Source organism: Desulfosporosinus paludis, assembly GCF_045689965.1.
Taxonomy (GTDB): Bacteria; Bacillota; Desulfitobacteriia; order Desulfitobacteriales; family Desulfitobacteriaceae; genus Desulfosporosinus; species Desulfosporosinus paludis.
The window spans coordinates 1505506-1530866 of sequence record NZ_CP144211.1; the positions used below are offsets into that span (position 1 = coordinate 1505506).

Sequence of the window (25361 nt, forward strand, 5' to 3'; positions counted from 1 at the left end):
CAACGTGCATCGTCCAGGGGATAATAAATCCACATGGAAACCCTCGACTATCCCCAACAACCACCGTCCACTTTAACCCCCATATTGAGTCAACCAATATCCTATCACTCCAACCTGCCACACCAACCTTCGAAAGGGGCCTTCTTTTGGGGAGCGGGGGGATAAAAAACTCCGTACTTGACCGCTGGCTAGGCTTTATCAAGACGGTTATTTCAAACCGTCTTGAACTTAGCAAGGCGCAAGTAGGCGGGGTGATTTAGTGTCTATGATATGCCGGAATAAGCAAGCTAGGTTGTTTGAATTCTATGTTCGAGGAGTCTTGACTCTGGCAAAGGAGCGAATTACTGCTCGATAACTATCTATAATTGTCCCTTAAATAATCAACCCATTTATCTCGAAGCTGATCTTCTGTTAACCCAAATGCTACTTCAAAATCCCTGGGGCTTTTAATAAAATGTAACAACTTTTCATAACCGAATTCTTTAACCACAAATTCTATTATGGAGTAAGAATATTGATACCCATTTCTTTTAAAGAAAGTTTCGAAATCATCACCGGTGTCCAGATCATTGAATAATGGTATTGCGTTTTCCTCAATACCTCGTTTGATAGTATTTTTTATCCAAACCTCATTATTGTCTTTCGCCTCAAAAGAAGCAACTCCATCATCTATCCATCTTGGGATATTGTTATTGATTTTATTGAGAATAATATGTATGAATTCATGAACTGCAGTGTTCACTACATTACTGTATCCTGACCCAGGAGGAGGATTTAAAGGTGAAGCTATAATTATCTTTCCGAATCCTAGCCCTCCTCTGATCCAATCGGGTGCATCCGGAAAACCTAGTGCTAAATGTAGTTCTTTGAGACTTGCATAAATCTCGACTATTAGTTTACCATCAAGTTTTTGCTCAAAATTCATTGCAATTCTGTTATAGCAAGATTCAAGTATACCTGCTACATTATCTACGCAGTCTTTATCTTCTTCATTGTAGTTGATTATAAAGTGTTGGGTCTCAGCTTTCAAAAAAAGTTTATTCATTTTGCGTTTCCTCAACAACCCGGCTATTTTTCCCTATTTCGCATTTTTATAGATTGCCAACACCCATTATAACGCTCCGGTGGATAAATTAATAATCAGATTTTGTCTTGCACATTCTAAATCAGTAGTATACTATCACTCCAACCAGCCAACCGACCTTCGAAAGGGGCCTTCTTTTAGAAAGCGGGGGATTGACTCGGTATTTTACTGCTGGCTAGGCTTTATCAAGGCTATTTCAAACTTCTTGTTCTTCTTGAACTTAGCAAGGCGCAAACGGCAGGAGATTTGGTATCGATGAGGGTCTACTATTAAATAGAATCAATAATTTCTGTATGGTATATTTGAAAGTGATAATGCATCTTTGGGCATTTCTATTTCATACGCTTTTAACGCCACTTCAACAGCTTGTTTTGCTAGTTCCTGATCTCTACATGGTCCAATAACTATTTCGCAAATTGGAAAATCCGCTTCATCTTTTAAATCAACCTCTAAGAAGGGTATTAGACGCTTATCTTTTTCTCGAACTTTCCATTTTGATTCATTTGTAGAATTAAATATAGGCGACTTATTATTGGAAATTGCACGCCATTCATTTTCTTCTTGAAAGCTATTATGTTTTATTAATAATCCAACTTCCTGAAGGAATTTATGTATATTAATTATTAGATGTTCAGAACCAGATGAACTAACTGGAGATAAAGGCAAGTTTTCGGCAAAATTATCAATGATTTTCAGTTGTTCCTTTTCATCATAGATGCATCGTTTTAAGCCTGTAAAACCCCGTTTTCGTAAAATCTTCTCTAATTTATGGAAGTCAAAGCCTATTGCATACCCACCTCCAGGACAGTAACTTCTCCATTGACTTAATAAATCTTTATCCTGTGATAATGAGAAAATCGCTAGATTAAAAGGCTCTCTCTCCAGAAAGTCAAGTGACGCTTTATACGAATCATCAAACTTCGAATGAGTATGAGCTAGCTTTATGGCCAATATTAATTCTTTATAATCATTTAAAAAACGGTAATTCGTTACCCAAATTTTTTTGTGTTCTAAGATTGAAATAAATGCTTGTGAAGTAGTATAGTGATATAATTTTTTAGGTTCGTAGCAACTTTTACTTGATTCCATATTTAACTCCTAATCATTATAATCTATAAAAAAGTGGTTTAATCCCACCTAAACGCTCCAGGCTGGTGAATATAGTAATAAACCGCAAACGCCCAAAACGCTCCGGTGGTATATATGATATTCTCATGTCAGCCAATATACCTTAATCCTGTCGTCACAAACCAACCTTCGAAAGGGGCCTTCTTTTGGGAAGCGGGGGATTTAAATTCCTTCATGACACACCGGAAGCGAGTGGGTGGAAGGACTGCACCGTTTCTCAGACAAAACACCAGCCATTATTCGAATCTTAAGGAAGAATTTGTTTTACTCGACCAACAATCCCATTAATAAGTCGAACTTTTATTCCATGTGGATGTGTAGAAGAATTCGTTAGAATATCTTTAACTATTCCTTCTGTCAGTTTTCCTGTTCTTTGATCTTGTTTCTGAACTACTGAAACGTGTGTACCTGCCTTAATATTTTCTCGATTATTTCCATTCACTGTATGAACACCAACCTATTCTGTGTCATTAATTGGAGAGTAAACAGTACTCGAATTGCCCCCTTCTAATCTATCTAGTGAATTCAGAGTTACGCCAAGACGCCACCCCGGCGGGATTCGCCATGAAGAATAATGTACTATCGTCCTTACTAGAGATACTAATACCCCAATATTTACAAACGCACAAGTTTTTCAAGACCATACCTCGACAGATGGGATGCCATAAAGTGAATGCGTGGTCTACCAACGAAGCTCCGATCACATCGAAAGTTTTGCTTACGTTAACATTAAACCCTGTACTTTTTGAAGGTTCGAACATTGTAATTCAACATTTAGACCTGCAGAGGAGGATAAGTGAACCACTCCATATAAGCACACAGGAAGCTGACGGTTATTTTTAAATCGTTTATCGGCAGTGCCATTTTTATTGACGTACTGCCAAGTGTGGTCAATAATCTGTGCATCCTTTGCCACGGTTCCTCTTTCAACAAACCGAATTTGCGAGGTGTTTATTTTAACTTCAGAATAGTTAATTGCTCCGACTTTAGTTCCTCTTATAATAAAGATCTTATCCGGTAAAAGTAGCAGTAATTCCTTTTTGAGCTTTATTTGTAACATTTCCACATTTGTGGCAATATAAAAAGGTGACTTTTTTAATATACGAATATTAATGCGGTTAATATTTCTTGAAGCACCTGCATTGACCTTAGTATTTGAAACAGCCGCTTGCTGAACGATTTGCCACATCTGTTGGCTTTCATTTAGAATCGTCCAAGCACCAATCTTGCGGTTATATTCATCGACCTTTTCATCATCAAATGTATATTCCAGTTCAACAACACCGGATTTATTAGCCATGATTTTCAAGACAATGCCAATGACCGTAACAATTAAGAAAAAAGGCTGCACAAACGCTAACAGAGTACACCAAAGTAAGATATTACTCCACCTGTTCATTGTCAGGGTTTTTTCAATTGTTTTTGTGATATGGGCGAATTCTGTTGACTTGAACTGGTCTATAGGAGCACTATTAATGTCTTGCAAAACATCGGCTCGGACTGGAGGTTCATTATATGGACCTGAAATATTATTGCTAGTGTGCGTTCTTTGTTTGCTCTCATCGACATAGGACAAGCCAGTCCCTGGAAGAGAATAGGTATGCCTAGTTGTTCCCTTGGCTGTCTTTGTGATTCGATATCCTGGAACGCCCCAGCTATAGCCAATTCCAGATTTGCTCAAGTTTATCCTAAAACCTACACCCAGTTTAATGCTTTTTCTCATTCTAAAACCCAAAAGTGAACCCCTCCCAATATAGTTAATCACTTTACCAGCGTCAGAAGTGTTGAGATCACAAGAACGCTACCTTGCGACTCAAGCATTCCACATCTTTCTTTGATCTCCTGCAAATATAGAAAAAATAATCATAGATAAAACAAAATCGCCAGACCGCCCATAAAAATATGGAACAATCTGGCGATTACTACTGTTTTCTAAATCAATAACAGTCTCAAGAGGGGCGTAGTTTAGTTGTTATACAATTCAATTGGTTTTCATTAACCGGAGGCATTCAAAAACGCTCCGGTAGATAATATGTTTCGTCTAAGTCAACCCAATATTTCTTATTCACTTCACACCACCTTCGAAATTGGGGGTTGATCCCCGTCTGTTGGCTGGTTACTTCGCGAAGTGTATTATTGCGGTGGGCTAGATTGCCTTCCCTACTTCATAAGCTTTTAATAAAAGTTCTTTATTATTTGATGCGATGTTGGGGGCATTGCCGCCCGTTAGTAAAATTGTATTTATTACATTTAATCCAAACATCTTAAACATGGCTTCATAAGTTTGAAAAGATGTCTGAAAAGCCTGTGCGTTCGGATTTCCTTGAGAATATACCATAATCAGGCTTTTAGTAGCATACCTAGGCTTGTGGTTTTCATCGAATAAGCCGCAGAGTCTATCCCATAACAGTTTCATTTGAGCTGTAATCTGCCAAAGATATATGGGCGAGCCAAAAACAACAACATCAGCATCAATAATATGTTTAAACATGTTCTGAAAATCGTCTTGCATGACGCAATGTCCAGTCTTACGACAAACAAGGCAGCCTTGGCAAGGTTTGATGTTCATATCATACAGGTTAAAAATAGTTGTTTCGACACCAGCATCTTGTGCTCCTTGAATAACTTCATTAACAAGGGTGGCCGTGTTGCCATTTTTTCTTGGGCTCCCCATAAAAGCAACAATTTTTTTCATAAATACAATATCTCCATTCTTTACTTAAGGTTATATTTATACTACCACATAATTTATTATGGCAATAGATATGTATTATTGATAGTACGTTTACTGCTACGATAAAGGAATTGTAAAACTCTAACAAGTAAAAATAGTAATAGTTAGGTGCTTTAAACTTTTTTCCACTCCACTCCGTGCATGACAGTTTCCCATCCCACGGCGACAATTATTTATTACCTATACTACCACATTATGTAAAATGAAACAGGCGACATGTTCCCGCGAACGCACCCAGAAAACATTGCACCTGTTTTTGATCCAATTCTGAAGATTCACAAACCATACAACCCGCATGAATAGCGGATTCTTAATCTGTGAGTGTTTTCAAACTTATCACGGTCTCAACGTGCATCGTCCACGGAAACATAATCACTACTGCTCTTTTCCTCATGAAACACCTCAAAATCATATTGGCTGAGACGATAAGACTATGTGCCTGAACTATAGGTAGGTCCGCCCCCCCATTACTCATTTAAGCGTTCAAATTGAGATTTATCGTTAAATAATTTTGGCAAATGCTTTTTGCTTCATTATTCTTGTAAGTTATACCTTATCCAAATTTGCTTTAATAACACTCCCAGAAGGTTAGTGACAACCACTTTTTATTGTGTTAGTTTAGGAGTAAGGGAGTGATGAATTTTGGACTCTTTATTCCTTAGCGATCTAATGGATCGTAATGTTAAAGTCTTTAACGACAGACCAAATCTGGCGGAAATTTCCGTCTTAATCAATACGTATCACCTTGTTTTAATCCAGGATGCTCACCCCATTGAAGTTCTGATCCGGGATTTAAAAAATCCGCCCATCAATTCTGCTCCCACTCAGCTATCCCCTAATCAATTGCCTTGGGAATCTCCATTATTGGCTTCTTCAAACACTAAGGCTATTACTTTTTACCAGGAACACCTAGGCGATTTACGCCCCGTTGTGGTCCTAGATAATTCAGAGAACGTAGCAGGAATCATCTCTCCTGCTCTCCTGATCCACAACCTCTTGAACCATAGTGAAATTATGAATTCCTTTTTTCAAACGTTGCTTGACACTGTCAATGAAGCCGTGACTGTCGTAACAAAAGAAGGGACTGTAAGTCACTGGAATACAATGGCTCAGGATACTTATTCTATCCCCCAGCAAGACATTCTGGGCAAACATATTGCCAATTTTTTTGAACAGGAAGCTTTGACAACTCTAAAAATTTTGGACGAAGGACGGCCGGTTCGCCAATCCTACCATAGCCCTCGCCCAGGAACTCATGTCCTGATCAACGCTTCACCCGTTATCTGTGACGGCAGCATACTTGGAGCCATATCCTGCGAACAGGACATTACTCAAATCGTTCGACTTAATGAAAAACTATCCAATACCAGCTCAGAGTTGCGTGATCTGCAGAAAAAGATTTCCCCTCCCGACGATCCATTTACAAAGATCATTGGCAAGGGGAAATCCATTCGTCGCACCATATCTGTGGCCCGCAAAATATCCTCCAGTGAGGCTACTGTTCTCATCACAGGAGAAAGCGGTGTCGGAAAAGAGTTATTTGCCCAAGCGATTCATATGGCCAGCCCCAGGGCCAGCAAACCTTTAATAGCCCTGAACTGCGGTGCTATTCCAACGGCTCTCTTTGAAAGTGAACTTTTTGGCTACCATGGCGGAGCTTTCACTGGCGCCGAAAGAAAAGGTAAGCCCGGCAAATTAGAACTTGCCCATGGTGGAACACTGTTCTTAGATGAGGTTGGTGAACTGCCGCTGGGGCTTCAAGTAAAACTGCTGCGTGTACTTCAGGATCGTTGTTTTTATCGGTTGGGGGGTACGGAGCCGATTACTGTCAGCACACGAATAATAGCCGCAACAAATCGCAATCTGGAAAAAATGATGCAGACGGGCGATTTTCGGGAAGACCTTTATTACCGTTTAAATGTTATTACCTTAGAAGTACCACCGCTCAGAGAACGGCCGGAAGATATTCCCGAATTGGTACAGACCTTTTTGCATGAATCTGCTCTCAAGTATCACAAGCCGATGCCTTCTCTAGATCCTGCCGTCATTGTAGCTTTTCTGAACTATCATTGGCCGGGTAACGTCAGAGAGCTCCACAATGTGACGGAACGCTTGGCTGTCTTGGCAGATGAAGGCATCATTGAAACCCAATACCTTCCACTGGCCCTTCAGCGCTCTAAAATTGAGCCTATTCATCTGGCGGAATCCATTACTTCTCAAATGTTAAGCAACCCTAAGCAGTTCAACAACTCTAAGCAACTTGAAAGGATTTGTGATGCACTGGAGAAAACTCATGGCAATAAATCTGCGGCAGCAGAACTTTTGGGCATTTCTCGCGGAACTCTTTATAACAAGCTTAAACAGTACAATTTAGGTTAGCCAAGATCTTCTAAACACCTGAGGTACAGAAAACCGTCATCTAACATCAGAACTTGGTTAGAGCCAATATGTTTTCACATCTCCTTTTTTCATTGCATTTTATTACTTTATCCTGAACAAAATGCTCCTCCTCAGATAGTAGGTTTTTCATTCAACCTGGCTACCTGAGGAGGAGCATATCACTTTGATGGTTCAAAAATAGGGCGCTTATTCTCCCAGGTCAAAGCGTAGGACCTAATCGTTTCATTATTTCTCTGTCATGTAAGGATAAGCAACAACAGTCCGAGGAACCAGCGTTTCTTTGATTGCCCGCTGACTCATCCAGCGGTATAAATTGATGGAGCTGCCTGCTTTATCATTGGTTCCTGAGGCACGGCTGCCGCCGAAGGGTTGTTGTCCGACCACAGCACCCGTAGGTTTGTCGTTGATATAGAAATTACCAGCGGCATGATCTAATGCTTTAGCCATTTTGATGACCGCTGCTCTGTCCTGGGCAAAGACAGCACCTGTTAAACCGTAAATAGTCGCGGTATCGCAAGCTTTTAAGGTCTCATCTAACTTGTCGTTGGGATAGACATAAATCGTCATAACCGGTCCAAAGATTTCCTCCACCATGGTCTTAAAGGTCGGTGTCTTAGCCAAAATGACTGTAGGTTCAACAAAGTATCCTACACTGTCATCGCAGCCACCGCCAATGATGATTTCCGCGTCGTCAGATTCCCTGGCATAATCGAGATAGTTCTTAATATTCATGAAAGAATTATGATCAATCACGGCGTTCATAAGGTTGGTAAAATCACAAACATCCCCTACCTTAATCTTGCCGATTTCTGCTTCAAGACGACCTTTTAATTCGCCCCAGAGGCTTTCGGGAACGTAGGCGCGGGAAGCCGCTGAGCATTTTTGTCCTTGGTATTCGAAAGCCCCCAGAACAATGGCACAAGTCAGCGCTTCAATATCTGCTGATTCATGAGCAAAGATGAAATCCTTACCTCCTGTCTCCCCGACAAGACGAGGATAAGAAACATAGTGATTAATGTTTTTGCCAACTTGATCCCAGATTCCATTGAATACGCCTGTTGAACCGGTGAAGTGGAAACCTGCCATTTTAGGATGGCTCACTACGACTCTGCCGAAATCAGCGCCTTTACAAGGCACGAAGTTGATGACGCCGGCAGGTAAACCGGCTTCCATGAGAATTTGCATAAAGTAATAGTTGGAAAGTACGGCTGTTGATGATGGTTTCCACAATACTGTGTTGCCAACCATAGCCGGAGCTGTGGAAAGGTTGCCGCCGATGGACGTGAAATTGAAGGGTGTGATTGCCGCTACAAAACCGTCAAGAGGGCGATATTCAACCCGGTTCCAGACTCCGGGGGTGTTCATGGGCTGTTGTTTGTAAATTTCTTGCACGTAGTAAGGGTTAAAACGCAGGAAATCTGCCAATTCACAGATGACATCAATTTCGGATTGATAGGCATTCTTGCTTTGGCCGAGCATACAGGCAGCGGATACTTTTGCTCTGTATTTTCCGGTCAGCAAATCCGCTGCTTTCAGAAAAATAGTCGCCCTATGTTCCCAAGGCATGTTTTCCCATTCTTCTTTGGCTGCTTCCGCTGCTTCGATGGCCATCAGAAGCTCTTTTTCCCCTGCGATGTAATATTCCCCAAGAACTTTTTGATGATCATGGGGGCAAATCATCGTTGCTTTGTTCCCTGAACGAATTTCTTTTCCTCCGATAATCATCGGCACCTCAACCGGATTTGCTAATTGTCTGTCGAGTTCGGCCTTTAAAGCGGCTCGTTCAGGGGATCCCGGCATATAGCCCTTTACCGGTTCATTTTCTGGAAGCTTAATTTGAAAATAAGCGTTGTTCATTTTTAAAAACCTCCCTATGTCATTAATTCTTACAATATGCTTATTGGTTACATAACCACTGGTTTCAAACTTATTACAATTTTTTCGATTTCTGGCGCAGCCTTCACCAGCACATCATACCACTGCGGGTTCCAGCAGTAATTCTCCCCGGCGGAAACGGTCCACACCAAATTTCTCAATCGGCATAAAGCACTCTTGGCCGAGAATTTTCTGGGCCAAGAGAACGGCTGTCTGGGGACTCACCATAAAGCCATGACCACTGAAGCCGGCTGCTACCCACATCCCTTGAGCATCTGGGATTTGATCAAAGATCGGATTAGCATCAGGGCTCATGTCATAGAGGCCTGACCACTGCCGAACGACGCGAAGATTCTTAAGCAGGGGCAATACCGTGATTGCTTGGCGAGCGACGTCCTCCAGGAACTCCCAAGTAGAATGAATATCAAAATCTTTAGGTTCGTTGGGATCTCCCACACCCATAATAAAACTGCCATGTGGGGTCTGCTGGCAATATAAACGATGGTGCAGGGAAATGACCATCGGACCTTGACAAGGTTCAACCGCTTCAGTCACCAGTGCTTGGTGCCGCTGAGGATATAAAGGCAGATCAAAGCCAACCATCTTACAGATTGTGCCGGCGGCAAAGCCACAGGCATTAACAACAACCGGTGTATCGATATCTCCTCTGGAAGTCCTTACACCTGTAACTTTGCCGTTTTCTCTTTTGATGTCAGTCACAGTGGTATAGGTTTCAAATTTGACACCCAATCGCCGGGCAGCTTTATAGTAGGCGTCGACCACATGAAATGGGTTAGCATGCCCATCTGTTTGACAGAATGTGGCACCAATCAATCCTTCAATGTTCAGATGGGGCACGATCTCCTTAGCTTCTTGAGGAGAAATCATTTTCGTTGGAATACCCAAGCGATGCTGCACAGCCACATTTTTTTTGTATTGTTCCCATTCGCCTGGAGTATAGGCGACCATCAAATAACCGCCCTGCTTAAATTCTATATCCAGATCATAGTCAAGTTCTTCATTCATACCTTCGAACCTTTTCACGCTGTCCCGAGCAAGAATAGCGTTTGTTTCCGTCCCCCACTGTTGACGAACACCTGCGCCGCAGCGCCCCGTTGCTCCCGAAGCGAGAAACTGCTTTTCGATGACAACAATGTCCTTTACTCCGCGGACGGCTAACTCATAGGCCAAGGCGCAGCCTGTAATTCCTCCACCAATGATGACAATATCAGCTGTTTTCTGCAAGTGATTCACCCCCCGCAAACGTTCCCAGTTTCACCGGCTTCACTGTCGGCCGAAACGTAGGCATTAGGACTTCTGAGACAGGAATTCCATAAGCTTTTGATAATTCCTGGGCAATTAACATTCGGCAGGTTCGTCCTTGACAAGGTCCCATCCCGGCCCGGATAACCCTTTTTATTTCGTCAATAGTACGGTAACCTTGCTTAATTAGGGATTGTATTTCATCTAAAGTGATGTCTTCGCACCGACAGACGATGGTTTCTTTATCCAGCATGCCTAACCCCTCCTGAGCGAATACTGCGTACTTCCATGGCCAGCTCTTGGGGAACGACCAGCCATACTGTGTAGGTCTTATTCTTTGGCCCACCGGACTGAACTTTCTTCACCTTGAACGTGCCGAGTTCTTTACCGGCTCTGTCTACCCCAATCACTTGATCTTCAGCTTGAGGTACCGGAACATATTCATAGGGAATTTCACGATTGCTTCATCGTCACTATAGGAAGCGTCAACCACGAAGATTGCCAATCCCGGACAACGGCTGAGGCAAACTCCACACCCGTTGCACTTGTCAAACTCCATTTTGGGCAAGTCATTAATATCATTCATTGGCATAATAGCACCTTGTTTACAGGCTTCCGTACAAGGATTGCAGGGGATTTTTTGAAAGCATTCAATAATGGCAACAGGGCCTTTCTTAAGTCTTTCCAGAGACGGGGTAACAGTTTTCACATCCTCAGCCGTAGGAATTCCGGTTTTATTCAGCATACTGCTTCCCCCTTTTCCATCAGTTTTTTAAGCCCTTGCACAGTCTTTTGTCCTGCGGGACCAGACCGAAGCTCGCTTAACTCTGCCAGTGCTTCCGTTTGAAGCTGCGGCGCTACATCCTGTCCATACCCCAAACTGTAGGCAGCGCTTACACCGGCCAGACGTCCTTCCACCATAGCGGAACTTGCTTCTTCAACTCCGCTGACATCCCCGGCCACATAGAGTCCGGGGCGAGTCGTTTCCAAATAGTCATTTCTTAGAGGCACGTGCCCAGAAAGTTCAGGGATATAGTTCATCTGACAGTCCGCTTGAAAACAAAGCTCTGTTAACGGGCTCAAACCAACTGCCAGACAAATGACATCAACGTTTAACTCTTGCTCGCTCCCGGGAATTGCCTGCCAATTCTCGTCAAGTTTACAGATTCTGGCGCCTTCAACGCTTTCTTTACCATAGGCCTCCTGAATGGTATGTGAGGTCAAGATCGGTACGCCTGCACGTCGAATTTTAGAAGCATGTACCAGATAACCACCGATCGTCGGCGCTGCTTCAATGATCGCAGCCACTTCAACTCCCGCTTGAAGCAATTGATAGGAGACAATAAGCCCTATGTTACCGGCACCAATCATCAGAACGCGCTGCCCTGGGACAATGCCGTGGACATTCATCAGGGTTTGGACCGCACCCGCACCATAAATGCCGGGCATATCGTTATTAGGGAAGGCAATCATCTTCTCGGAAGCACCTGTTGCAATAATAATTTTTTGCGGTTTGATTTTTAGGTGTTTTTCATCTTTTTCAACAGTAACGACTCCGTCTTCATAAATCCCGAGAGCAGTAGCTCCAGACCACACTTCAACCTTAGAGTTTGTTGAACACTGTTCAATTAGAAGATCACCGATCTGATAACCACGATCGCCGGCATATTGTTTTTTGGAGCCGAAGAACTTGTGAGTCTGCTTGATCAACTGTCCGCCGAGTTTACCATCCCTTTCAAGGATAAGAACGTCACAACCTAAGTTAGCAACGGCTGCTGCCGCACTAAGACCAGCTGGTCCACCGCCAATGACTAGAATCTCTACCTCTTTCAACTTAGGCACCCCTTTCCTTGCTGTGTCTCCACGTGCAAGCCGGGTTTAACCTTTTCCACACAAATCCTGACATTAGGTTCCCCGTCGACAACCATCAGGCATGAAGAGCAATTGCCAATGGCACAAAAAAGTCCCCTTGGCCGATGCTTTGTAGGGCTATGGCCCAATACTCTAACCCCAGCTGCATGGAGTGCAGCAGCAATAGTCTCTCCTTCATAACCTTTGATTTCCTGACCATCGAAGAAAAAAGTTACCTCTTCTCCACGCTGAAAATCCAAAATTGGATGTTCATTAATTCGCACAGAATTCACTCTCCCTGATTGGTAAAATTCATGAAGTTTATAATTTAGTTGCAAATTCCATGCCAAATATTAAATTTTGCCCCTGAAATTTGTATCGAATCCTTGACCATCATTCTCGAGACTGCATTGTCATAATCATTGACAAATATAGCCCGAATCGATAGTGTATTATAATAAACGAAAGGACTGGAGTGGTAATATGCTACTGCTTAGCAAAAAGGATATTCAGCGAGTCTTCACCATGGGCGATGCTGTGGAAACAGATAAACAAGCATTTCATATCTACTCAGGAGGAGGAAGTGTCGTCCCTCTAAGGATTAACCTAGGGGCGCCCGGCTATGAAGGACAGACTTTGTTCATGCCTGGTTACATCGAAGAACTGGACAGTATGGGTGTGAAGATTGTTTCCGTCTTTCCCCACAATATCCAAAAGGGTATCCCCACGGTCCCGGCAACGATGGTCTTAATCGACGGAACAAGCGGCGAAGTGTGCTGTCTTCTGGATGGGACCTACCTCACTCAACTCCGTACAGGCGCAGCAGCTGGGGCGGCTACAGACCTTCTGGCCCGGAGAGATGCTCGAATAGGAGCTCTCATTGGCACAGGGGGACAAGCCATGACCCAGCTCGAAGCCATGTTAACTGTAAGGGATCTTCGGGAAGTTCGTATTTATAGTACTAATTCAGAACGAACTCGATCCTTCGTAACCCAAATGCAAACCGAGTTCGAGAATTTCGGAACACTCCTTCGCCCAGTCGAAAGCTCTGAGGAAGCTGTCAGAGATGCAGATATCATCACTGCGGTCACAACATCTCGCCAGCCGGTGTTTGACGGCCGTTTGGTCAAGGCAGGAGCCCATATTAACGGCGTCGGCTCCTATATGCCGGATATGCAGGAATTAGACGAATTTATTATTCGACGTGCCGATAAGATTTTCTTTGATTCTCAAGAAGCGGTACTGGCTGAGTCCGGCGATTTCATCATCCCTTTAGCCAGTGGAACGATCAGCAGCGATAAATTTTCGGGAGAAATCGGTAAGGTTGTCTCAAATAACCTTCCCGGACGAGAAACTCCGGAAGAAATAACGCTCTTCAAGACCGTTGGAATGGCTGTATTGGATATTGCAACAGCTTACCGGATTTATCAGCGAGCCTTGAAAGAACAGATCGGCCAATCGTTTTCGTTTTGAGTCAAGCTAAACTTTACACAAGTTTTTCGGGAAGAGAGGAGAACAAATAAGGATGAATTTCAAGCATTACATCAATTGCATCGATGCTCATACTGCCGGGGAACCTCTTAGAATCGTTACTTCCGGCTTACCACCGATTCTCGGCAAGACTATGCTCGAAAAGAGGCGGTATATGCTGGAACACTATGACCATTTACGGAAGCTGATCATGTTAGAGCCTCGGGGACACAGCGGAATGTACGGCTGCATTCTCGTCCCTGCTGTTACAGAAGATGGTGATCTTGGCGTGTTATTCACGCACAATGAGGGTTTGAGTTCCATGTGCGGACATGGCATTATTGGAGTGACAAAAATCGCCATAGAAACTGGAATGATCCCTTCCCAGGAGGGGGAAACGGTGGTCAAGATTGATTCGCCTGCTGGACGAATTACAGCCTTTGCTGACGTCAAAAATGGGGAAGTCGAGCGAGTTAGATTTCAAAATGTCCCCTGTTTCGTCTATAAAGAAAACATCACGGTCAATGTCGATGGTATAGGAGATATCACCGCTGACGTTGCCTACTGCGGTGCATTTTATGTCTATCTGGATTCCCAACAAATTGGTTTAACCATCACTCCGGAAAATACTGAAAAACTGGTTCATTTAGGAATGGAGATAAAAAATAAAGTCATGGCGGTTATGGAGTTTAATCACCCAACTTCAGGTGTCAATTGGCTTTATGGAACGATTTTTTTCGAGACTCCTATAAGGGAAGGAACTAAACTTTTGACTAAGAACGTTTGTATTTTCGCAGAAGGACAAGTTGACCGCTCTCCTACAGGGACAGGAACTGGGGGCAGAGTTGCCTTACATTATCATAAAGGGGAACTGAAACAGGATGATATCCTGATCAATTACAGCATCATTAATACTCCCTTTGAAGGGAAATTTATCAAAGAAATAAAAGTAGGAGACTATGACGCTGTTCTCACCGAGGTATCCGGTACTGCACAGATCGTTGGCTTTAATCAATTGGTACTCGATCCCCAAGATCCACTGCCTGAAGGATTTAGAATAATCGGGAGTTAATGGAGGCGGCGCAACAATTTAAACAATTATGTTCAATGATGTTCAAAAAGTGTTCAAGGAAATTGAACACTTTTGTTCAATCTTTGGTTGGCTTAGTTGCATCGATTTGAGGCAATTCCTCACACTAATTGCAAATCTTTCATAGTTCTTACAAAGATTGGCCCATCCTAACTGATCGAATTCACGCTCAGTGGGATGGGCCATCGATTCATCTAGGAATTTAAAATGCCGTATGCTCTGTCCGGGCGATAATCTCTTCCTGCAGCGCTTCACTAAGATCACAGAAATAATCACTATATCCTGCGACACGGACAATCAGGTCCCGATACTTTTCCGGTTCACGCTGAGCAGACCGTAAAGTTTTGGCGCTCACGACATTAAACTGAATATGGTGACCGCTTAATTTAAAATAGGATCGGACCAGTTGGACCAATTTGTCCAGCCCTTCATCCCCTTCTAACACTTGGGGGGTAAACTTAAGATTCAGCAAGGTCCCGCCTGTCCTGGCATGATCGAGTTTCGAGGCCGATTTGATAACAGCCGTCGGACCTAACCGGTCAGCCCCCTGAACCGGGGAGATTCCTTCTGAGAGAGGTTCCCAAGCCCTGCGGCCATCGGCTGTAGCACCGATGACTGATCCAAAATACACGTGACAGGTTGTGGGCAACATATTAATTCGGTAAACGCCGCCTTTGGTATTCGGTCTTCCATTGACTTCTGAATAGTAGGCATTAAAAATATCCGCCATGATCTCGTCAGCGTAGTCATTATCATTTCCAAAATGAGGTGTCTTGTTCATAAGAAGCTGGCGCACACCCTCGTCTTCTGAAAAATTGTCCTTTAAAGCCTTGAGCAGTTGTTCCATGGAGAGATCTTTTTCCTCAAAAACATGGTAACGAATACCTGACAAGGTGTCCGTTAGGCTTCCTAACCCAACGCCTTGGATATAGTTCGTGTTATAACGGGCGCCCCCATCGTTATAATCTTTGCCTTTAAGAATGCAATCATCAATCAGTATCGATAGGAAGGGAGATGGCATATAGGCCGCGTACAATCGCTCAATAATATTGCTGCCCTTCACCTTAATATCAATGAAATGATGAAGTTGCTTCTTGAACGCCTCAAAAAGTTCTTCATAGGAACTGAATTTCTTGGGATCTCCTGTTTCAGGACCCAACTGTCTCCCAGTCTTCGGGTCGATTCCATTATTTAAGACCAATTCGAAAATCTTCGGCAGATTAAAATACCCGGTCAAGATATAACTTTCTTTGCCAAAGGCTCCTGTCTCAACACAGCCACTGGTTCCTCCTTGCCGAGCGTCCTCGATAGATTTCCCTTGACGCAGCAGTTCCTCTACGACTGTGTCGGCATTAAAGACAGAAGGCTGTCCCCAACCCTTGCGTATAATTCGAGCCGCTCTCCTGATAAAACGATCCGGATTTTTTTTGCTCAACTGAATATTCGAACTCGGCTGCAAGAGGCGCATTTCATCAATCACATCTAGAATCAGGTATGTGACATCATTGACTCCATCGGATCCATCCGCTCTAAGTCCACCGCTGTTAATATTGGCGAAGTCCGTATACGTTCCGCTTTCTGCGGCAGTTACCCCAACTTTAGGCGGTGCCGGTTGATTGTTAAACTTTACCCAAAAGCACTGCAGCAGCTCTTCGGCTTCTTCCTCAGTCAGTGTCCCTGCGCTTAAACCCTGCTTATAAAAAGGATACAAGTGTTGATCCAGTCTCCCAGGGTTAAAAGCATCCCAGGTATTAAGTTCAAGGATAACACCTAGATGCACAAACCAATAAGCCTGTAAAGCTTCCCAAAAATTTCTCGGAGCATGAGCCGGGACGTAGGAACAGATCTCCGCGATCATTTCCAACTCTGATTTACGTTGGGCATCCGTCTCACTTTGAGCTAATTCTCTAGCCTTGTGGGCATACCGCTCAGCAAATTGAATGATTCCCTCCGCGCAGATTCGCATTGCTTTCAGTTCTTCCTGCTTCTGATATGCCTCAGCATCGTTCAAATAATCGAGCCTTGACAAGTGGGCATCAATCTTATTGATGAAGTCCAAAAAACCTAAGCGATAAATTTTATCATCGAGTACCGTATGCCCAGGTGCTCTCTGTTCCATAAATTCCGTAAAAATACCCGCGTCATAAGCGGCTTTCCAGGCCTCGGACATCTCCTGAAAAATAAGATCCCGCATAGAGTTACCTTGCCAATAAGGAATAATTCGTTCCTCATAAGCAGTACGTATTTGTTGACTGACTTTAAAAGAGATCTTTGGGCGCGAATCGAGAATATCGAGATCCTCAAGAGAATGACAACAAAGCTCTGGGTAAGTGTAGGTGGCCTTAGGAGCAGGTCCCCGCTCTCCAACGATCAATTCTCCCGGATTAATACAAATCTCTTTGCGTTCCAACATATACTTAAACGCCAAAGCTCGCCGGACAGGGACGGACGTATTGCCGGCCGTATGATAAAATTCCGTCATTAATTCTGCCCTTTCGGCAGAAATATAGGCTTCTGTTTCTAAGCTCTGTTGCCTGAGCTTGGTTACTCTTTCATTCATTGATTGACTCTCCTTTCTTAAAACCAACCGGCGGATAGTTAACCACCGATTTTAACCTTGAAACCAAACTGTTCTAATTGATCCTTGATCTGATCCATATGCTGATTCTCAGGGGCTTGTATGCTCGGCAACAAATACTCCAGACCCAGCCGTTTATACTTCTCCACACCCGCCCTATGATAGGGAAGCAAGTGGAGTTCTTTAACCCTTTTTAGCCCAGCTACAAACTCACCCAGTTGGTGAAGGTTTTCCTGATCATCATTATATTCCGGAATAATGGGCACACGAACAAGAACGTTTGGATGGTGCGCAGTTAGCCAACGCAAATTTTCCAAAATAAGTTCATTCGGTACCCCCGTGAGAATTTGGTGTTTTTGACTATTCATATGCTTTAGATCGTATAAAAAAAGATTTACATCGGCACTGATTGTTTGGAGGATTTCAGGGCTTATGTACCCACAGGTCTCGATAGCAGTGTGGATTTCTTTCTTCCGACACTCTTTGAGCAGCTCCGAAAGAAAACCTGGCTGCATCAGGGCTTCCCCACCGGTAAAAGTAACACCCCCCCCGATTCGTCATAAAAGACGATATCTTTCTCAATCTCAGCCATCACTTCGCCCACCGACATGGTTTTTGCTGCAAGGTCCCTTGCCCCGGCATGGCAAACCTGACAACATGCAGCACAAACCTGACATTGAGCGCGCAGAAATTCCAGTTTCCCCGCTGCTAACCTAATTGCTCCGTTCGGACAACACTCCAAACATTGCCCACAGCCGATACACCGTTCTGGCCAATAAAATAACTCTTGGCCATAGCTTTGACTTTCCGGGTTATGACACCACTGACATTTGAGGGGGCAGCCCTTAAAGAAAACTGCAGTACGAATACCGGGTCCATCATGAATAGAATATTTCATAATATTAAGGATCTTGCCGTTCATCAACGTCCAACACTCCATATGTCAATTTACCAACTCACCGCTGACTCTGATTGGAACGCCAGGGTTTTGTTGTGTAAGAAAAATAGCCTTTTCTAATAGCCGTTCCCGCACCGACGGGACAAGGTCCTTCAAGGAATAATCCCTTTGGAGATATTTATAGGTTTCAAGGCCAAGCCTATGATAGGGCAACAGCTCAATCTCTTGAAGCTTTCGCAAAGACTTGCAAAATTCAACGGTTGCAGCAAGATTTTCATCCGAGTCGTTAGCACCTGGAACTAAGGGAATACGCACAATAATATCCAAGGGATCGTCAGATTCATCAACTCTTCGTATGTTATCTAGAATGAGAGCGTTATCATGGCCCACCCATTGTTGATGAAATTCCGCATCAATATGTTTGATATCAACGTACAGAACATTGAGCCATGGCAAAATTTTTTCGATACTCTCAAACGAGGTCAGAAAACTGGTTTCAATCGCTGTATGAATTCCAAGTTCTCGGCATTCCTTTAAAATCCCTGCGGTAAAATCGGGTTGACTTAAAGGCTCTCCTCCACTAATAGTAACACCACCGCCCGAGTAAAAAAGAAAATCTCGTCCTTAGAGATTTCCCGAACAGTTTCTGGCACGGACATGAATCTTCCGTACTGTTTAATCGCATTGTGAGGGCATTTTGCGGCACAGACAAAGCACTTCCGACATTTCGTGGAATCTGCAATTACTTTCCTCTCGTCCCTGGACATTGTGAGGGCCCCTTCCGGACATAAGTTCACACATAACCCACAAAGTTGACAGCGGTCCGGGGCATAGCCTCTTTCCGGATCGGACCTTTGAGACTCCGGGGTTGAACACCAACGACAGCGAAGGGGACAGCCTTTGAGGAAGATCACAGTTCGAAGCCCCTGCCCATCATGAATCGACGTTCGCTCGATTCTAAGTACTGTACCCAGCAATTCCTTCATTACCTTCACCCCACTGAAATCCCATGTTGCACGGTACGACCAATAATCTCGTCCTGCACATCCTTCCCAAGCTCCACAAAGTACGCCGTGTAACCGGCAACTCGAACTAAAAGTCCTCGATAGTTTTCGGGATTTTTTTGGGCCTGGATGAGTTTTTCCTGGTCAATAACATTGAACTGAACGTGGAAGACGCCCAAACTACACATGCTCTTGAGCAAAGCCATCATTCGAGTAATACCATTTTCCGTGGACAACAGCTCAGGTTCAACCTTCATATTTAGTAAGGTCCCCTGGACAAACCGGTCGTGAGGAATATTAGCCACAGATTTCAAGACCGCTCCCGGGCCGTTAAAATCTGTCCCCCCACTCGGACTGACACCGTCCGCCAACGGCTTCCAAGCACGGCGGCCGGAGGGAAGGGCACCGACCTCAAGCCCAAAGGGAGTATTACCGGATACAGGGAGAATCCCAGGAGTCATGCGTCCGAATTTACTGCTGTATTTTTCGATCTCATCTGCAATAAAGGTAAACATATCTCCGGCGATATCGTCAACCATTGGATCATCGTTGCCGTACTTAGGCGAGTCTAAACAGAGTTTTCTAATCTCCTCATACCCAGCAAAATCACAGTCTAAGGCCTTAAGAAGCTGCTCCATGGTCGCCTGTTTCGTTTCATAAACAACATGCCGTACAGCGGCTAAACTGTTGATTAAATCAGCAACCCCAATTAAGATAATCCCATTACCGACATTATATTTAGCTCCACCCCAAGCATAGTCCTTGGCGTTCTCAATGCATTCTTTAAAGGTAAATGAGAGCGCAGGAGAAGGGCGGTTCAGGCAGATTTCATCAAGGACATGGCTCCCTTTCACAACGGCCCGAGTGACGTATTCTATTTGCTTCTTGACTGCGGATAGAAACTCTGCATAAGTCCTAAAGTCGAGTGGATTTCCTGTTCTTGCGGATATATAGCCGCCGCTTTTCCTGTTCCTTCCATTCAACAAGGCAAACTCGATGATGCTGCCAAGATTGATATCGGCAAGGGCTGTGTACTGGCGTAAACGGCCCTCTAGGTTTGTTTCCACACAGCCGCATGGATTCCAATTAAAGGCTTCCTTCAGGGGAATCCCTTTATTCAGGAGCATTCTAATTCCGATATCATCATTATGGAACGCAGGAAATCCTGTACCAAGACGGATAAGCTCAACAACTTTTCTCAGGAAAGCGGTGGGGTTTTTGGCCAGGCTATAGCGAACCGAAAGCGAAGGTTGATAGAGCTGCACATCCATAGTCGCTTGAAGAATTAAATAGGAAAGATCGTTAACGGCGTCTCTTCCTGAACTATCCACTCCACCTACGCAAACGTTTTGAAACATAGGATACCCTGCAGCAAACTCTGCGGTAACGGCATCCTGAAAGAGGCAAGGTTCGCTGAACTTAATCCAAAGGCAATTCAGAAGTTCCTGAGCTTCATCGGAAGTGATACGTCCTGCTTCAATATCTGCTTTGTAATAAGGCCAAAGATACTGATCCATACGTCCCGGGTTATAGCTTGCTGCGTTCTGCTCCATAAAAATGGCAGTCTGATAGAAATAAAAGGACTGCAAGGCTTCGCGAAATGTCCGCGCCGGTTTGGCGGGAACGTGATGGCAAACCTCCGCGATCTCTAAAAGCTCTTTTTTCCTCTGAGTATCTTCTTCCAGACTTGCTAAGCGTTCTGCTTCTAAAGCATAGCGCTCACCTAACGCCATCAACCCTTCGCCGACAACCAAAAGAGATTTAAGGTAGTAATCTTTTTCATAATCACCCGCTATAGTGATATCCAGTGCCGCTTTTCTTTGCTCCACTCTTTTTAAGATTCCCGTGACCCCCTCGCGAATCAGCAGCTCATAACCAGCCGTCGTTTCGCCCCAGCCGCGAACTGCTTTGCGGTCAATGTAGATGACTCCGTTATCTCTCAGTTCCCGGGTATCCTCAGGGATCTGGACTAGCCACTCTTCATAGGTGGATTTTCCTTTCCAATAAGGGCGAATTTCTTCCTCAAAAATCTTTCGGTCATCTGGCCTTAAATAAAACGGATCGTAGCGGCGTTCACTGATCGTCTCCAGTTCTTCGTTCAGTACAGACCAACAAGTATCGGCACACAAAATGCCCGCCCGCATCTTACTTCCGGAACTTCCGACGATAAGCTCATCATCCCAGATCTTCACCGTTTTCTCCTGACACTGCTTGCGCAAAGCCTTGGCTTTCCGCACGACAAGTGGTTCTCCTTCCGCTTCCTGAAATCCCTCAGTAAGAATCCTCGCGTTCTCCAGATCCATCTCAGGACGAGTTCCAAGCACTCTCTTCTTGAGACGATTCACTCGCTCCATGTAGTTCAGGCTTTGAACTGTTCGAGACATATCACACCCCCATGCCGAGACTCATTCCCCAAGATAGGCCTTTGTAATACTCTCATTGTTTCTCAGCTCGGCACTATCCCCTTCCATGACCAACTGGCCCGTCTCCAGAACATAACCATAATCCGCTAATTTTAAGGCAATTTTGGCGTTTTGCTCTACAAGCAGGATGGTAGTTCCTTCAGAATTCAGCTGTTTAATAATCCTCATAATATCTTGGACAATCAGCGGAGCTAAACCCATTGAAGGCTCATCCAGTAAAAGCAGTTTGGGATCTGTCATCATGGCACGTCCGATAGCCAGCATTTGTTGTTCTCCGCCGGACAAGGTTCCCCCGATTTGTTTTTGCCGATCTTTTAAGCGCGGGAACATTTCATAAACATGTTCTATTCTTTTGCGGCGCAACCCTTCGTCTTTAAGGGTAAAACCACCCAATTCAAGATTTTCTTTAACCGTTAAGTCTTTGAAGATCCGCCGACCCTCGGGTACATGGATCAACCCTATGCTGACAATATTATGGGCCTTTTCTTTCGTAATATCTCGCCCATAAAACTCGACCTTGCCGGCGGAAGCCTGGATTAGGCCAGAGATCGTCTTTAAGGTTGTTGTCTTTCCGGCACCATTGGAACCGAGTAGCGTCACGATCTTCCCACGGGGAACCTCCAGACTAATTCCTTTCAGAGCGTGGATCTTGCCATAATACGTTTCAACATTTTTCAGGACGAGTGCCAAGTCGCTCATTCCTCATCCTCCTTACCCAGGTAGGCTTCAATGACTTTTGGATTATTCTTAACTTCGTCCGCCGTCCCTTCTGCGATCTTTTGTCCATAATCAATGACGACAATTTTTTCCGAGACTTTCATGACGAGACCCATGTCATGTTCAATCAGCAACACCGTAATCCCCAGATCCTTCTGAATACGGCGAATTAAATCAACGAGCTGTTCTTTCTCATCATGATTTAAACCGGCAGCCGGTTCGTCCAGCAGAATAAGTTTCGGTTGTGTCGCTAACGCTCTGGCCCACTCCACTCGCCGCTGGTCTCCATAGGCCAAGTTCTTAGCTAAACGATCTTTCCTATTTAAAATACCTACGAAATCTAGGCACTCTTCGCTTACTTGCCTAACTTTCTTTTCTTCCTGAAGTTGGCTGGGAAGTCTTAATATTGCTCCAAAAACTCCTGCAGAAGTGCGGCTATGCATCCCAGACATGACATTTTCTAAGACGGTCATATCTTTAAACAAACGTAGATTCTGAAAGGTCCGAGCCATACCTAATCTCGTGATTTTGTGGGGTTTTTGCCGAAAGATACTTTGACCCTGAAACAAGATGTCTCCTTCGCTGCCCTTATAAAAACCTGTCAAGCAGTTAAAGGCCGATGTCTTGCCAGCCCCATTGGGTCCAATCAGACTTATGATTGAATTCTCTTCTATGTCGAAACTAAGGTTATTCACAGCGGTTAACCCGCCAAACCGCAGAGTTAACTTTTTCACTTCTAAGATAGGCATTCTACTCATCCTTCTTTTCTAAGTTCCGAAAATTAAAAGCACCTTTTTCTCAACGAGTTGGAAAGACAGCTAATTCGGATGGCCAAGTGTCCCTGAAGCCAAGGATGGCGAGAAGGGACCTGCAGAAAGTATTTAACGAAGTTATACTTTCTGACAGTAAGAAATGGACTCTCTAGCTTTTTCGTTCTGGCCAAAGTCCTTGTGGACGGAACACCATAATGATTACCAGCAAAATGCCAAACAAGAGCATCCGCATCTGACCGATGTCTCGAAATATCTCTGGGAAAAAGACTAAAAAAACAGCCCCCAGGATTGCGCCGGGAATTTTACCCATCCCACCTAAGATTACAGCCAATAAAATCATCGCTGATTGAGTAAAAGCAAAGGTCTCCGGCGAAATAGCCGTCATCTTGACGGCAAAAAAAGCCCCGGCCACTCCTCCAAACGCTGCACCAATCATGTAAGCATAAAGTTTGGTCTTAACGGGATCAATACCCATAGCTTCAGCCGCATCCTCATCCTCACGAATATATTGCCAAGCTCGTCCCAAACGTGAATTATGGATGCGAAGAGCGATAATAACCGCTAAGATAACTAAAATAAAAAATGTATAATAGAAATCGGTGATCTGATAAAGTTTATGGCCAAAAATACTTGGGCGTTGGATACCGACCAGACCGCTGGCTCCACCGGTAATCTTGAGGTTCCGAGCCGTAATGCGGGTGATCTCCCCAAACCCTAACGTAACGATGGCTAAATAATCACTGCGCAGTCTTAAGGTCGGACCCCCAATGATAATTCCAGCAATAATGCAGAAAATGACCGCAATGGGGATGGTCACCCAAAAATTCAAACCGTAATGCATCAGAATTCCCGTTGTATAGGCTCCAACCGCAAAAAAGGCGGCATAACCCAGGTCTACCAAACCGGCATAACCGATAACAATATTTAATCCTAAGGCCAAAATAACATAGAAAAAGGTATTGGTCATGACTTCTTCTACGTAGTTGTTTGCTGCCAAAGGCATTAAGGCAACGACAATAATCAGTAACGTTAGAAAAATTCCGCGTGTTTTTCTGCTCTTCAGCCTTTGTCTTAGACCCTCTTTCGAGCCAACAGAATTACCCATTCTCTACATCCTCTCAATCTCGCTTTTACCTAAGATTCCTGTCGGCTTGGAAACCAGCAATAAAATTAGGATTCCAAAAGTAAAAACGTCCTTCCAGGCGGATCCAACGAAGGGAATTTGAGTTCCGGCAGTTTCCAATAGGCCTAAGATAAGGCCCCCGAGCATTGCTCCCGGAATACTGCCGATTCCACCGATAACTGCTGCGGTAAAGGCCTTTAAACCGATGATAAAGCCCATGTAAAAATGAATGCTTCCATAATATACGCCAGCCATAACTCCTGCCGCTGCTGCTAATGCTGAACCAACAAAGAAAGTTAAGCCGATGGTCTTTGTGACATTAATCCCCATCAAGCGACAGGCATCCTGATCAAGAGCTATAGCACGCATGGCTTTGCCATACATCGTTCGGTTAATGAACCAATATAAACAAAGCATTAAAATCGCTGTTGCTACAACCATAACGATCTGGGTATAGGTAATATTTACGGGGCCAAAACTGATCCCCTCATAACCCAGGCTGGTAGTAAACGCTTTATACTCCCCACTGGTCATAACCATGACTCCGTTAAATAAAGTAAACGACACACCTACCGCCGTAATTAACAAGGACATGCGAGGTGCCCGTTTATTTAAGAGCGGTTGATAGGCAACCCTATGTATCAACATTCCTAAAAGCCCCACCAGAACCATGCTGATCAACAAAGCCACAGTAATTCCCAGCCAACCGACACCTAATATACTTCCAAAAATCCCAAGAGCTCCAAACCCGACAAATGCTCCCACCATATAAATATCCCCATGGGCAAAATTAAGAAGCTTTATAATTCCGTAAACCATTGAATAGCCGAGAGCGACAAGGCTATAAAAGGAACCAAGAATTAACCCATTGACAAGCTGCTGAATGACAATATAAAACACTGACATGGCCTGCACCCCTTCACCCTCTTTGAGCTACCGAAGAAAATTGT

25 protein-coding genes are annotated in these 25361 nt (G+C 44.1%); 3 read left to right on the top strand and 22 right to left on the bottom strand.

From position 1 onward, the window contains the following. Positions 1 to 355 precede the first annotated feature (355 nt). The 5 genes from VZF35_RS07770 to VZF35_RS07790 all read right to left on the bottom strand — a co-directional run bounded on the left by VZF35_RS07770 (position 356) and on the right by VZF35_RS07790 (position 4907). On the bottom strand, positions 356 to 1030 hold the full coding sequence (locus VZF35_RS07770) for a peptidase MA family metallohydrolase (RefSeq protein WP_407312505.1): 675 nt from the start codon (positions 1028 to 1030) through the stop codon (positions 356 to 358). A gap of 333 nt (positions 1031 to 1363) precedes the next feature. After that, a complete protein-coding gene (locus VZF35_RS07775; protein ID WP_407312507.1) occupies positions 1364 to 2173 on the bottom strand; it encodes a DUF2971 domain-containing protein in 810 nt (269 codons plus the stop codon). Positions 2174 to 2459: 286 nt separating this feature from the next. Further along, positions 2460 to 2654: a YwbE family protein gene (locus VZF35_RS07780; protein WP_407312509.1), complete on the bottom strand. Its 195-nt coding sequence runs from the start codon at positions 2652 to 2654 to the stop codon at positions 2460 to 2462. A 276-nt stretch (positions 2655 to 2930) separates the two neighbouring features. Further along, the gene (locus tag VZF35_RS07785; RefSeq protein WP_407312511.1) at positions 2931 to 3947 is read right to left on the bottom strand and encodes a DUF4236 domain-containing protein; all 1017 of its coding nucleotides are present in this window, start codon (positions 3945 to 3947) and stop codon (positions 2931 to 2933) included. A gap of 411 nt (positions 3948 to 4358) precedes the next feature. After that, entirely contained in the window at positions 4359 to 4907 is a 549-nt protein-coding gene (locus VZF35_RS07790; protein ID WP_407312513.1) for a flavodoxin family protein, read from the bottom strand. 708 nt (positions 4908 to 5615) lie between these two features. On the opposite strand from VZF35_RS07790, the gene VZF35_RS07795 reads away from it, so the two are divergent. Beyond that, positions 5616 to 7325, top strand: a complete 1710-nt coding sequence (locus VZF35_RS07795) for a sigma-54 interaction domain-containing protein (protein ID WP_407312515.1) — start codon at positions 5616 to 5618, stop codon at positions 7323 to 7325. 246 nt (positions 7326 to 7571) lie between these two features. Here VZF35_RS07795 and pruA read toward each other — a convergent pair whose 3' ends face one another. The 7 genes from pruA to VZF35_RS07830 form a co-directional block, all read right to left on the bottom strand. Next, on the bottom strand, positions 7572 to 9203 hold the full coding sequence (pruA, locus tag VZF35_RS07800; protein WP_407312517.1) for an L-glutamate gamma-semialdehyde dehydrogenase: 1632 nt from the start codon (positions 9201 to 9203) through the stop codon (positions 7572 to 7574). A gap of 114 nt (positions 9204 to 9317) precedes the next feature. Then, positions 9318 to 10466, bottom strand: a complete 1149-nt coding sequence (locus VZF35_RS07805; protein ID WP_407312519.1) for an NAD(P)/FAD-dependent oxidoreductase — start codon at positions 10464 to 10466, stop codon at positions 9318 to 9320. After that, complete coding sequence (locus VZF35_RS07810) at positions 10450 to 10737, bottom strand: (2Fe-2S)-binding protein (protein ID WP_407312521.1); 288 nt, start codon at positions 10735 to 10737, stop codon at positions 10450 to 10452. Before VZF35_RS07810 ends, VZF35_RS07805 begins: the two co-directional genes overlap by 17 nt. Beyond that, positions 10727 to 10894 carry a hypothetical protein gene (locus VZF35_RS07815; protein WP_407312523.1) on the bottom strand — a complete coding sequence of 56 codons (168 nt, stop codon included), beginning with the start codon at positions 10892 to 10894 and terminating at the stop codon, positions 10727 to 10729. The genes VZF35_RS07810 and VZF35_RS07815 overlap by 11 nt, the downstream gene beginning before the upstream one ends. Beyond that, positions 10891 to 11229: a 4Fe-4S dicluster domain-containing protein gene (locus VZF35_RS07820; RefSeq protein WP_407312525.1), complete on the bottom strand. Its 339-nt coding sequence runs from the start codon at positions 11227 to 11229 to the stop codon at positions 10891 to 10893. Before VZF35_RS07820 ends, VZF35_RS07815 begins: the two co-directional genes overlap by 4 nt. After that, positions 11223 to 12317 (bottom strand): NAD(P)/FAD-dependent oxidoreductase, encoded by a 1095-nt coding sequence (locus VZF35_RS07825; RefSeq protein ID WP_407312527.1) that lies wholly within the window; start codon positions 12315 to 12317, stop codon positions 11223 to 11225. The genes VZF35_RS07820 and VZF35_RS07825 overlap by 7 nt, the downstream gene beginning before the upstream one ends. After that, positions 12314 to 12619, bottom strand: a complete 306-nt coding sequence (locus VZF35_RS07830; RefSeq protein WP_407312529.1) for a (2Fe-2S)-binding protein — start codon at positions 12617 to 12619, stop codon at positions 12314 to 12316. The genes VZF35_RS07825 and VZF35_RS07830 overlap by 4 nt, the downstream gene beginning before the upstream one ends. Before the next feature lie 199 nt (positions 12620 to 12818). Here VZF35_RS07830 and VZF35_RS07835 point away from each other — a divergent pair, with 199 nt between their 5' ends. Both VZF35_RS07835 and VZF35_RS07840 read left to right on the top strand, forming a co-directional pair. Then, positions 12819 to 13808 (top strand): ornithine cyclodeaminase family protein, encoded by a 990-nt coding sequence (locus VZF35_RS07835; protein ID WP_407312531.1) that lies wholly within the window; start codon positions 12819 to 12821, stop codon positions 13806 to 13808. 52 nt (positions 13809 to 13860) lie between these two features. Further along, a complete protein-coding gene (locus VZF35_RS07840; protein WP_407312533.1) occupies positions 13861 to 14877 on the top strand; it encodes a proline racemase family protein in 1017 nt (338 codons plus the stop codon). Positions 14878 to 15097: 220 nt separating this feature from the next. Here the strand turns inward: VZF35_RS07840 and hypD are convergent, their stop codons facing one another. The 10 genes from hypD to VZF35_RS07890 all read right to left on the bottom strand — a co-directional run bounded on the left by hypD (position 15098) and on the right by VZF35_RS07890 (position 25317). Next, entirely contained in the window at positions 15098 to 17455 is a 2358-nt protein-coding gene (gene hypD / locus VZF35_RS07845; protein WP_407312535.1) for a trans-4-hydroxy-L-proline dehydratase, read from the bottom strand. A gap of 38 nt (positions 17456 to 17493) precedes the next feature. After that, entirely contained in the window at positions 17494 to 17988 is a 495-nt protein-coding gene (locus VZF35_RS07850) for a radical SAM protein (RefSeq protein WP_407312537.1), read from the bottom strand. Beyond that, positions 17988 to 18413: a 4Fe-4S cluster-binding domain-containing protein gene (locus tag VZF35_RS07855; RefSeq protein ID WP_407312539.1), complete on the bottom strand. Its 426-nt coding sequence runs from the start codon at positions 18411 to 18413 to the stop codon at positions 17988 to 17990. The genes VZF35_RS07850 and VZF35_RS07855 overlap by 1 nt, the downstream gene beginning before the upstream one ends. A gap of 3 nt (positions 18414 to 18416) precedes the next feature. Next, on the bottom strand, positions 18417 to 18956 hold the full coding sequence (locus tag VZF35_RS07860; protein ID WP_407314526.1) for a radical SAM protein: 540 nt from the start codon (positions 18954 to 18956) through the stop codon (positions 18417 to 18419). Then, entirely contained in the window at positions 18935 to 19357 is a 423-nt protein-coding gene (locus VZF35_RS07865) for a 4Fe-4S dicluster domain-containing protein (protein WP_407312541.1), read from the bottom strand. The genes VZF35_RS07860 and VZF35_RS07865 overlap by 22 nt, the downstream gene beginning before the upstream one ends. A 5-nt stretch (positions 19358 to 19362) precedes the next feature. Next, positions 19363 to 21759 carry a glycyl radical protein gene (locus VZF35_RS07870; protein WP_407312543.1) on the bottom strand — a complete coding sequence of 799 codons (2397 nt, stop codon included), beginning with the start codon at positions 21757 to 21759 and terminating at the stop codon, positions 19363 to 19365. A 21-nt stretch (positions 21760 to 21780) separates the two neighbouring features. Continuing rightward, positions 21781 to 22497: an ABC transporter ATP-binding protein gene (locus tag VZF35_RS07875; protein WP_407312544.1), complete on the bottom strand. Its 717-nt coding sequence runs from the start codon at positions 22495 to 22497 to the stop codon at positions 21781 to 21783. Beyond that, positions 22494 to 23264 carry an ABC transporter ATP-binding protein gene (locus VZF35_RS07880; protein ID WP_407314528.1) on the bottom strand — a complete coding sequence of 257 codons (771 nt, stop codon included), beginning with the start codon at positions 23262 to 23264 and terminating at the stop codon, positions 22494 to 22496. Before VZF35_RS07880 ends, VZF35_RS07875 begins: the two co-directional genes overlap by 4 nt. Positions 23265 to 23436: 172 nt before the next feature. After that, positions 23437 to 24393, bottom strand: coding sequence for a branched-chain amino acid ABC transporter permease (locus VZF35_RS07885; protein WP_407312546.1), 957 nt, complete (start codon positions 24391 to 24393; stop codon positions 23437 to 23439). Positions 24394 to 24396: 3 nt separating this feature from the next. Then, on the bottom strand, positions 24397 to 25317 hold the full coding sequence (locus VZF35_RS07890) for a branched-chain amino acid ABC transporter permease (protein WP_407312548.1): 921 nt from the start codon (positions 25315 to 25317) through the stop codon (positions 24397 to 24399). Positions 25318 to 25361 lie beyond the last annotated feature (44 nt).

What these genes read in the sequence shown, in the direction of transcription:
- VZF35_RS07775 (WP_407312507.1), bottom strand. Translation starts at nt 2,173, where the DNA reads ATGGAATCAAGTAAAAGTTGCTACGAACCTAAAAAATTATATCACTAT.
- VZF35_RS07790 (WP_407312513.1), bottom strand. Translation starts at nt 4,907, where the DNA reads ATGAAAAAAATTGTTGCTTTTATGGGGAGCCCAAGAAAAAATGGCAAC.
- VZF35_RS07795 (WP_407312515.1), top strand. Translation starts at nt 5,616, where the DNA reads ATGGATCGTAATGTTAAAGTCTTTAACGACAGACCAAATCTGGCGGAA.
- pruA (WP_407312517.1), bottom strand. Translation starts at nt 9,203, where the DNA reads ATGAACAACGCTTATTTTCAAATTAAGCTTCCAGAAAATGAACCGGTA.
- VZF35_RS07810 (WP_407312521.1), bottom strand. Translation starts at nt 10,737, where the DNA reads ATGCTGGATAAAGAAACCATCGTCTGTCGGTGCGAAGACATCACTTTA.
- VZF35_RS07820 (WP_407312525.1), bottom strand. Translation starts at nt 11,229, where the DNA reads ATGCTGAATAAAACCGGAATTCCTACGGCTGAGGATGTGAAAACTGTT.
- VZF35_RS07835 (WP_407312531.1), top strand. Translation starts at nt 12,819, where the DNA reads ATGCTACTGCTTAGCAAAAAGGATATTCAGCGAGTCTTCACCATGGGC.
- VZF35_RS07840 (WP_407312533.1), top strand. Translation starts at nt 13,861, where the DNA reads ATGAATTTCAAGCATTACATCAATTGCATCGATGCTCATACTGCCGGG.
- hypD (WP_407312535.1), bottom strand. Translation starts at nt 17,455, where the DNA reads ATGAATGAAAGAGTAACCAAGCTCAGGCAACAGAGCTTAGAAACAGAA.
- VZF35_RS07850 (WP_407312537.1), bottom strand. Translation starts at nt 17,988, where the DNA reads ATGCAGCCAGGTTTTCTTTCGGAGCTGCTCAAAGAGTGTCGGAAGAAA.
- VZF35_RS07855 (WP_407312539.1), bottom strand. Translation starts at nt 18,413, where the DNA reads ATGGAGTGTTGGACGTTGATGAACGGCAAGATCCTTAATATTATGAAA.
- VZF35_RS07865 (WP_407312541.1), bottom strand. Translation starts at nt 19,357, where the DNA reads ATGAAGGAATTGCTGGGTACAGTACTTAGAATCGAGCGAACGTCGATT.
- VZF35_RS07870 (WP_407312543.1), bottom strand. Translation starts at nt 21,759, where the DNA reads ATGTCTCGAACAGTTCAAAGCCTGAACTACATGGAGCGAGTGAATCGT.
- VZF35_RS07875 (WP_407312544.1), bottom strand. Translation starts at nt 22,497, where the DNA reads ATGAGCGACTTGGCACTCGTCCTGAAAAATGTTGAAACGTATTATGGC.
- VZF35_RS07880 (WP_407314528.1), bottom strand. Translation starts at nt 23,264, where the DNA reads ATGCCTATCTTAGAAGTGAAAAAGTTAACTCTGCGGTTTGGCGGGTTA.
- VZF35_RS07885 (WP_407312546.1), bottom strand. Translation starts at nt 24,393, where the DNA reads ATGGGTAATTCTGTTGGCTCGAAAGAGGGTCTAAGACAAAGGCTGAAG.
- VZF35_RS07890 (WP_407312548.1), bottom strand. Translation starts at nt 25,317, where the DNA reads ATGTCAGTGTTTTATATTGTCATTCAGCAGCTTGTCAATGGGTTAATT.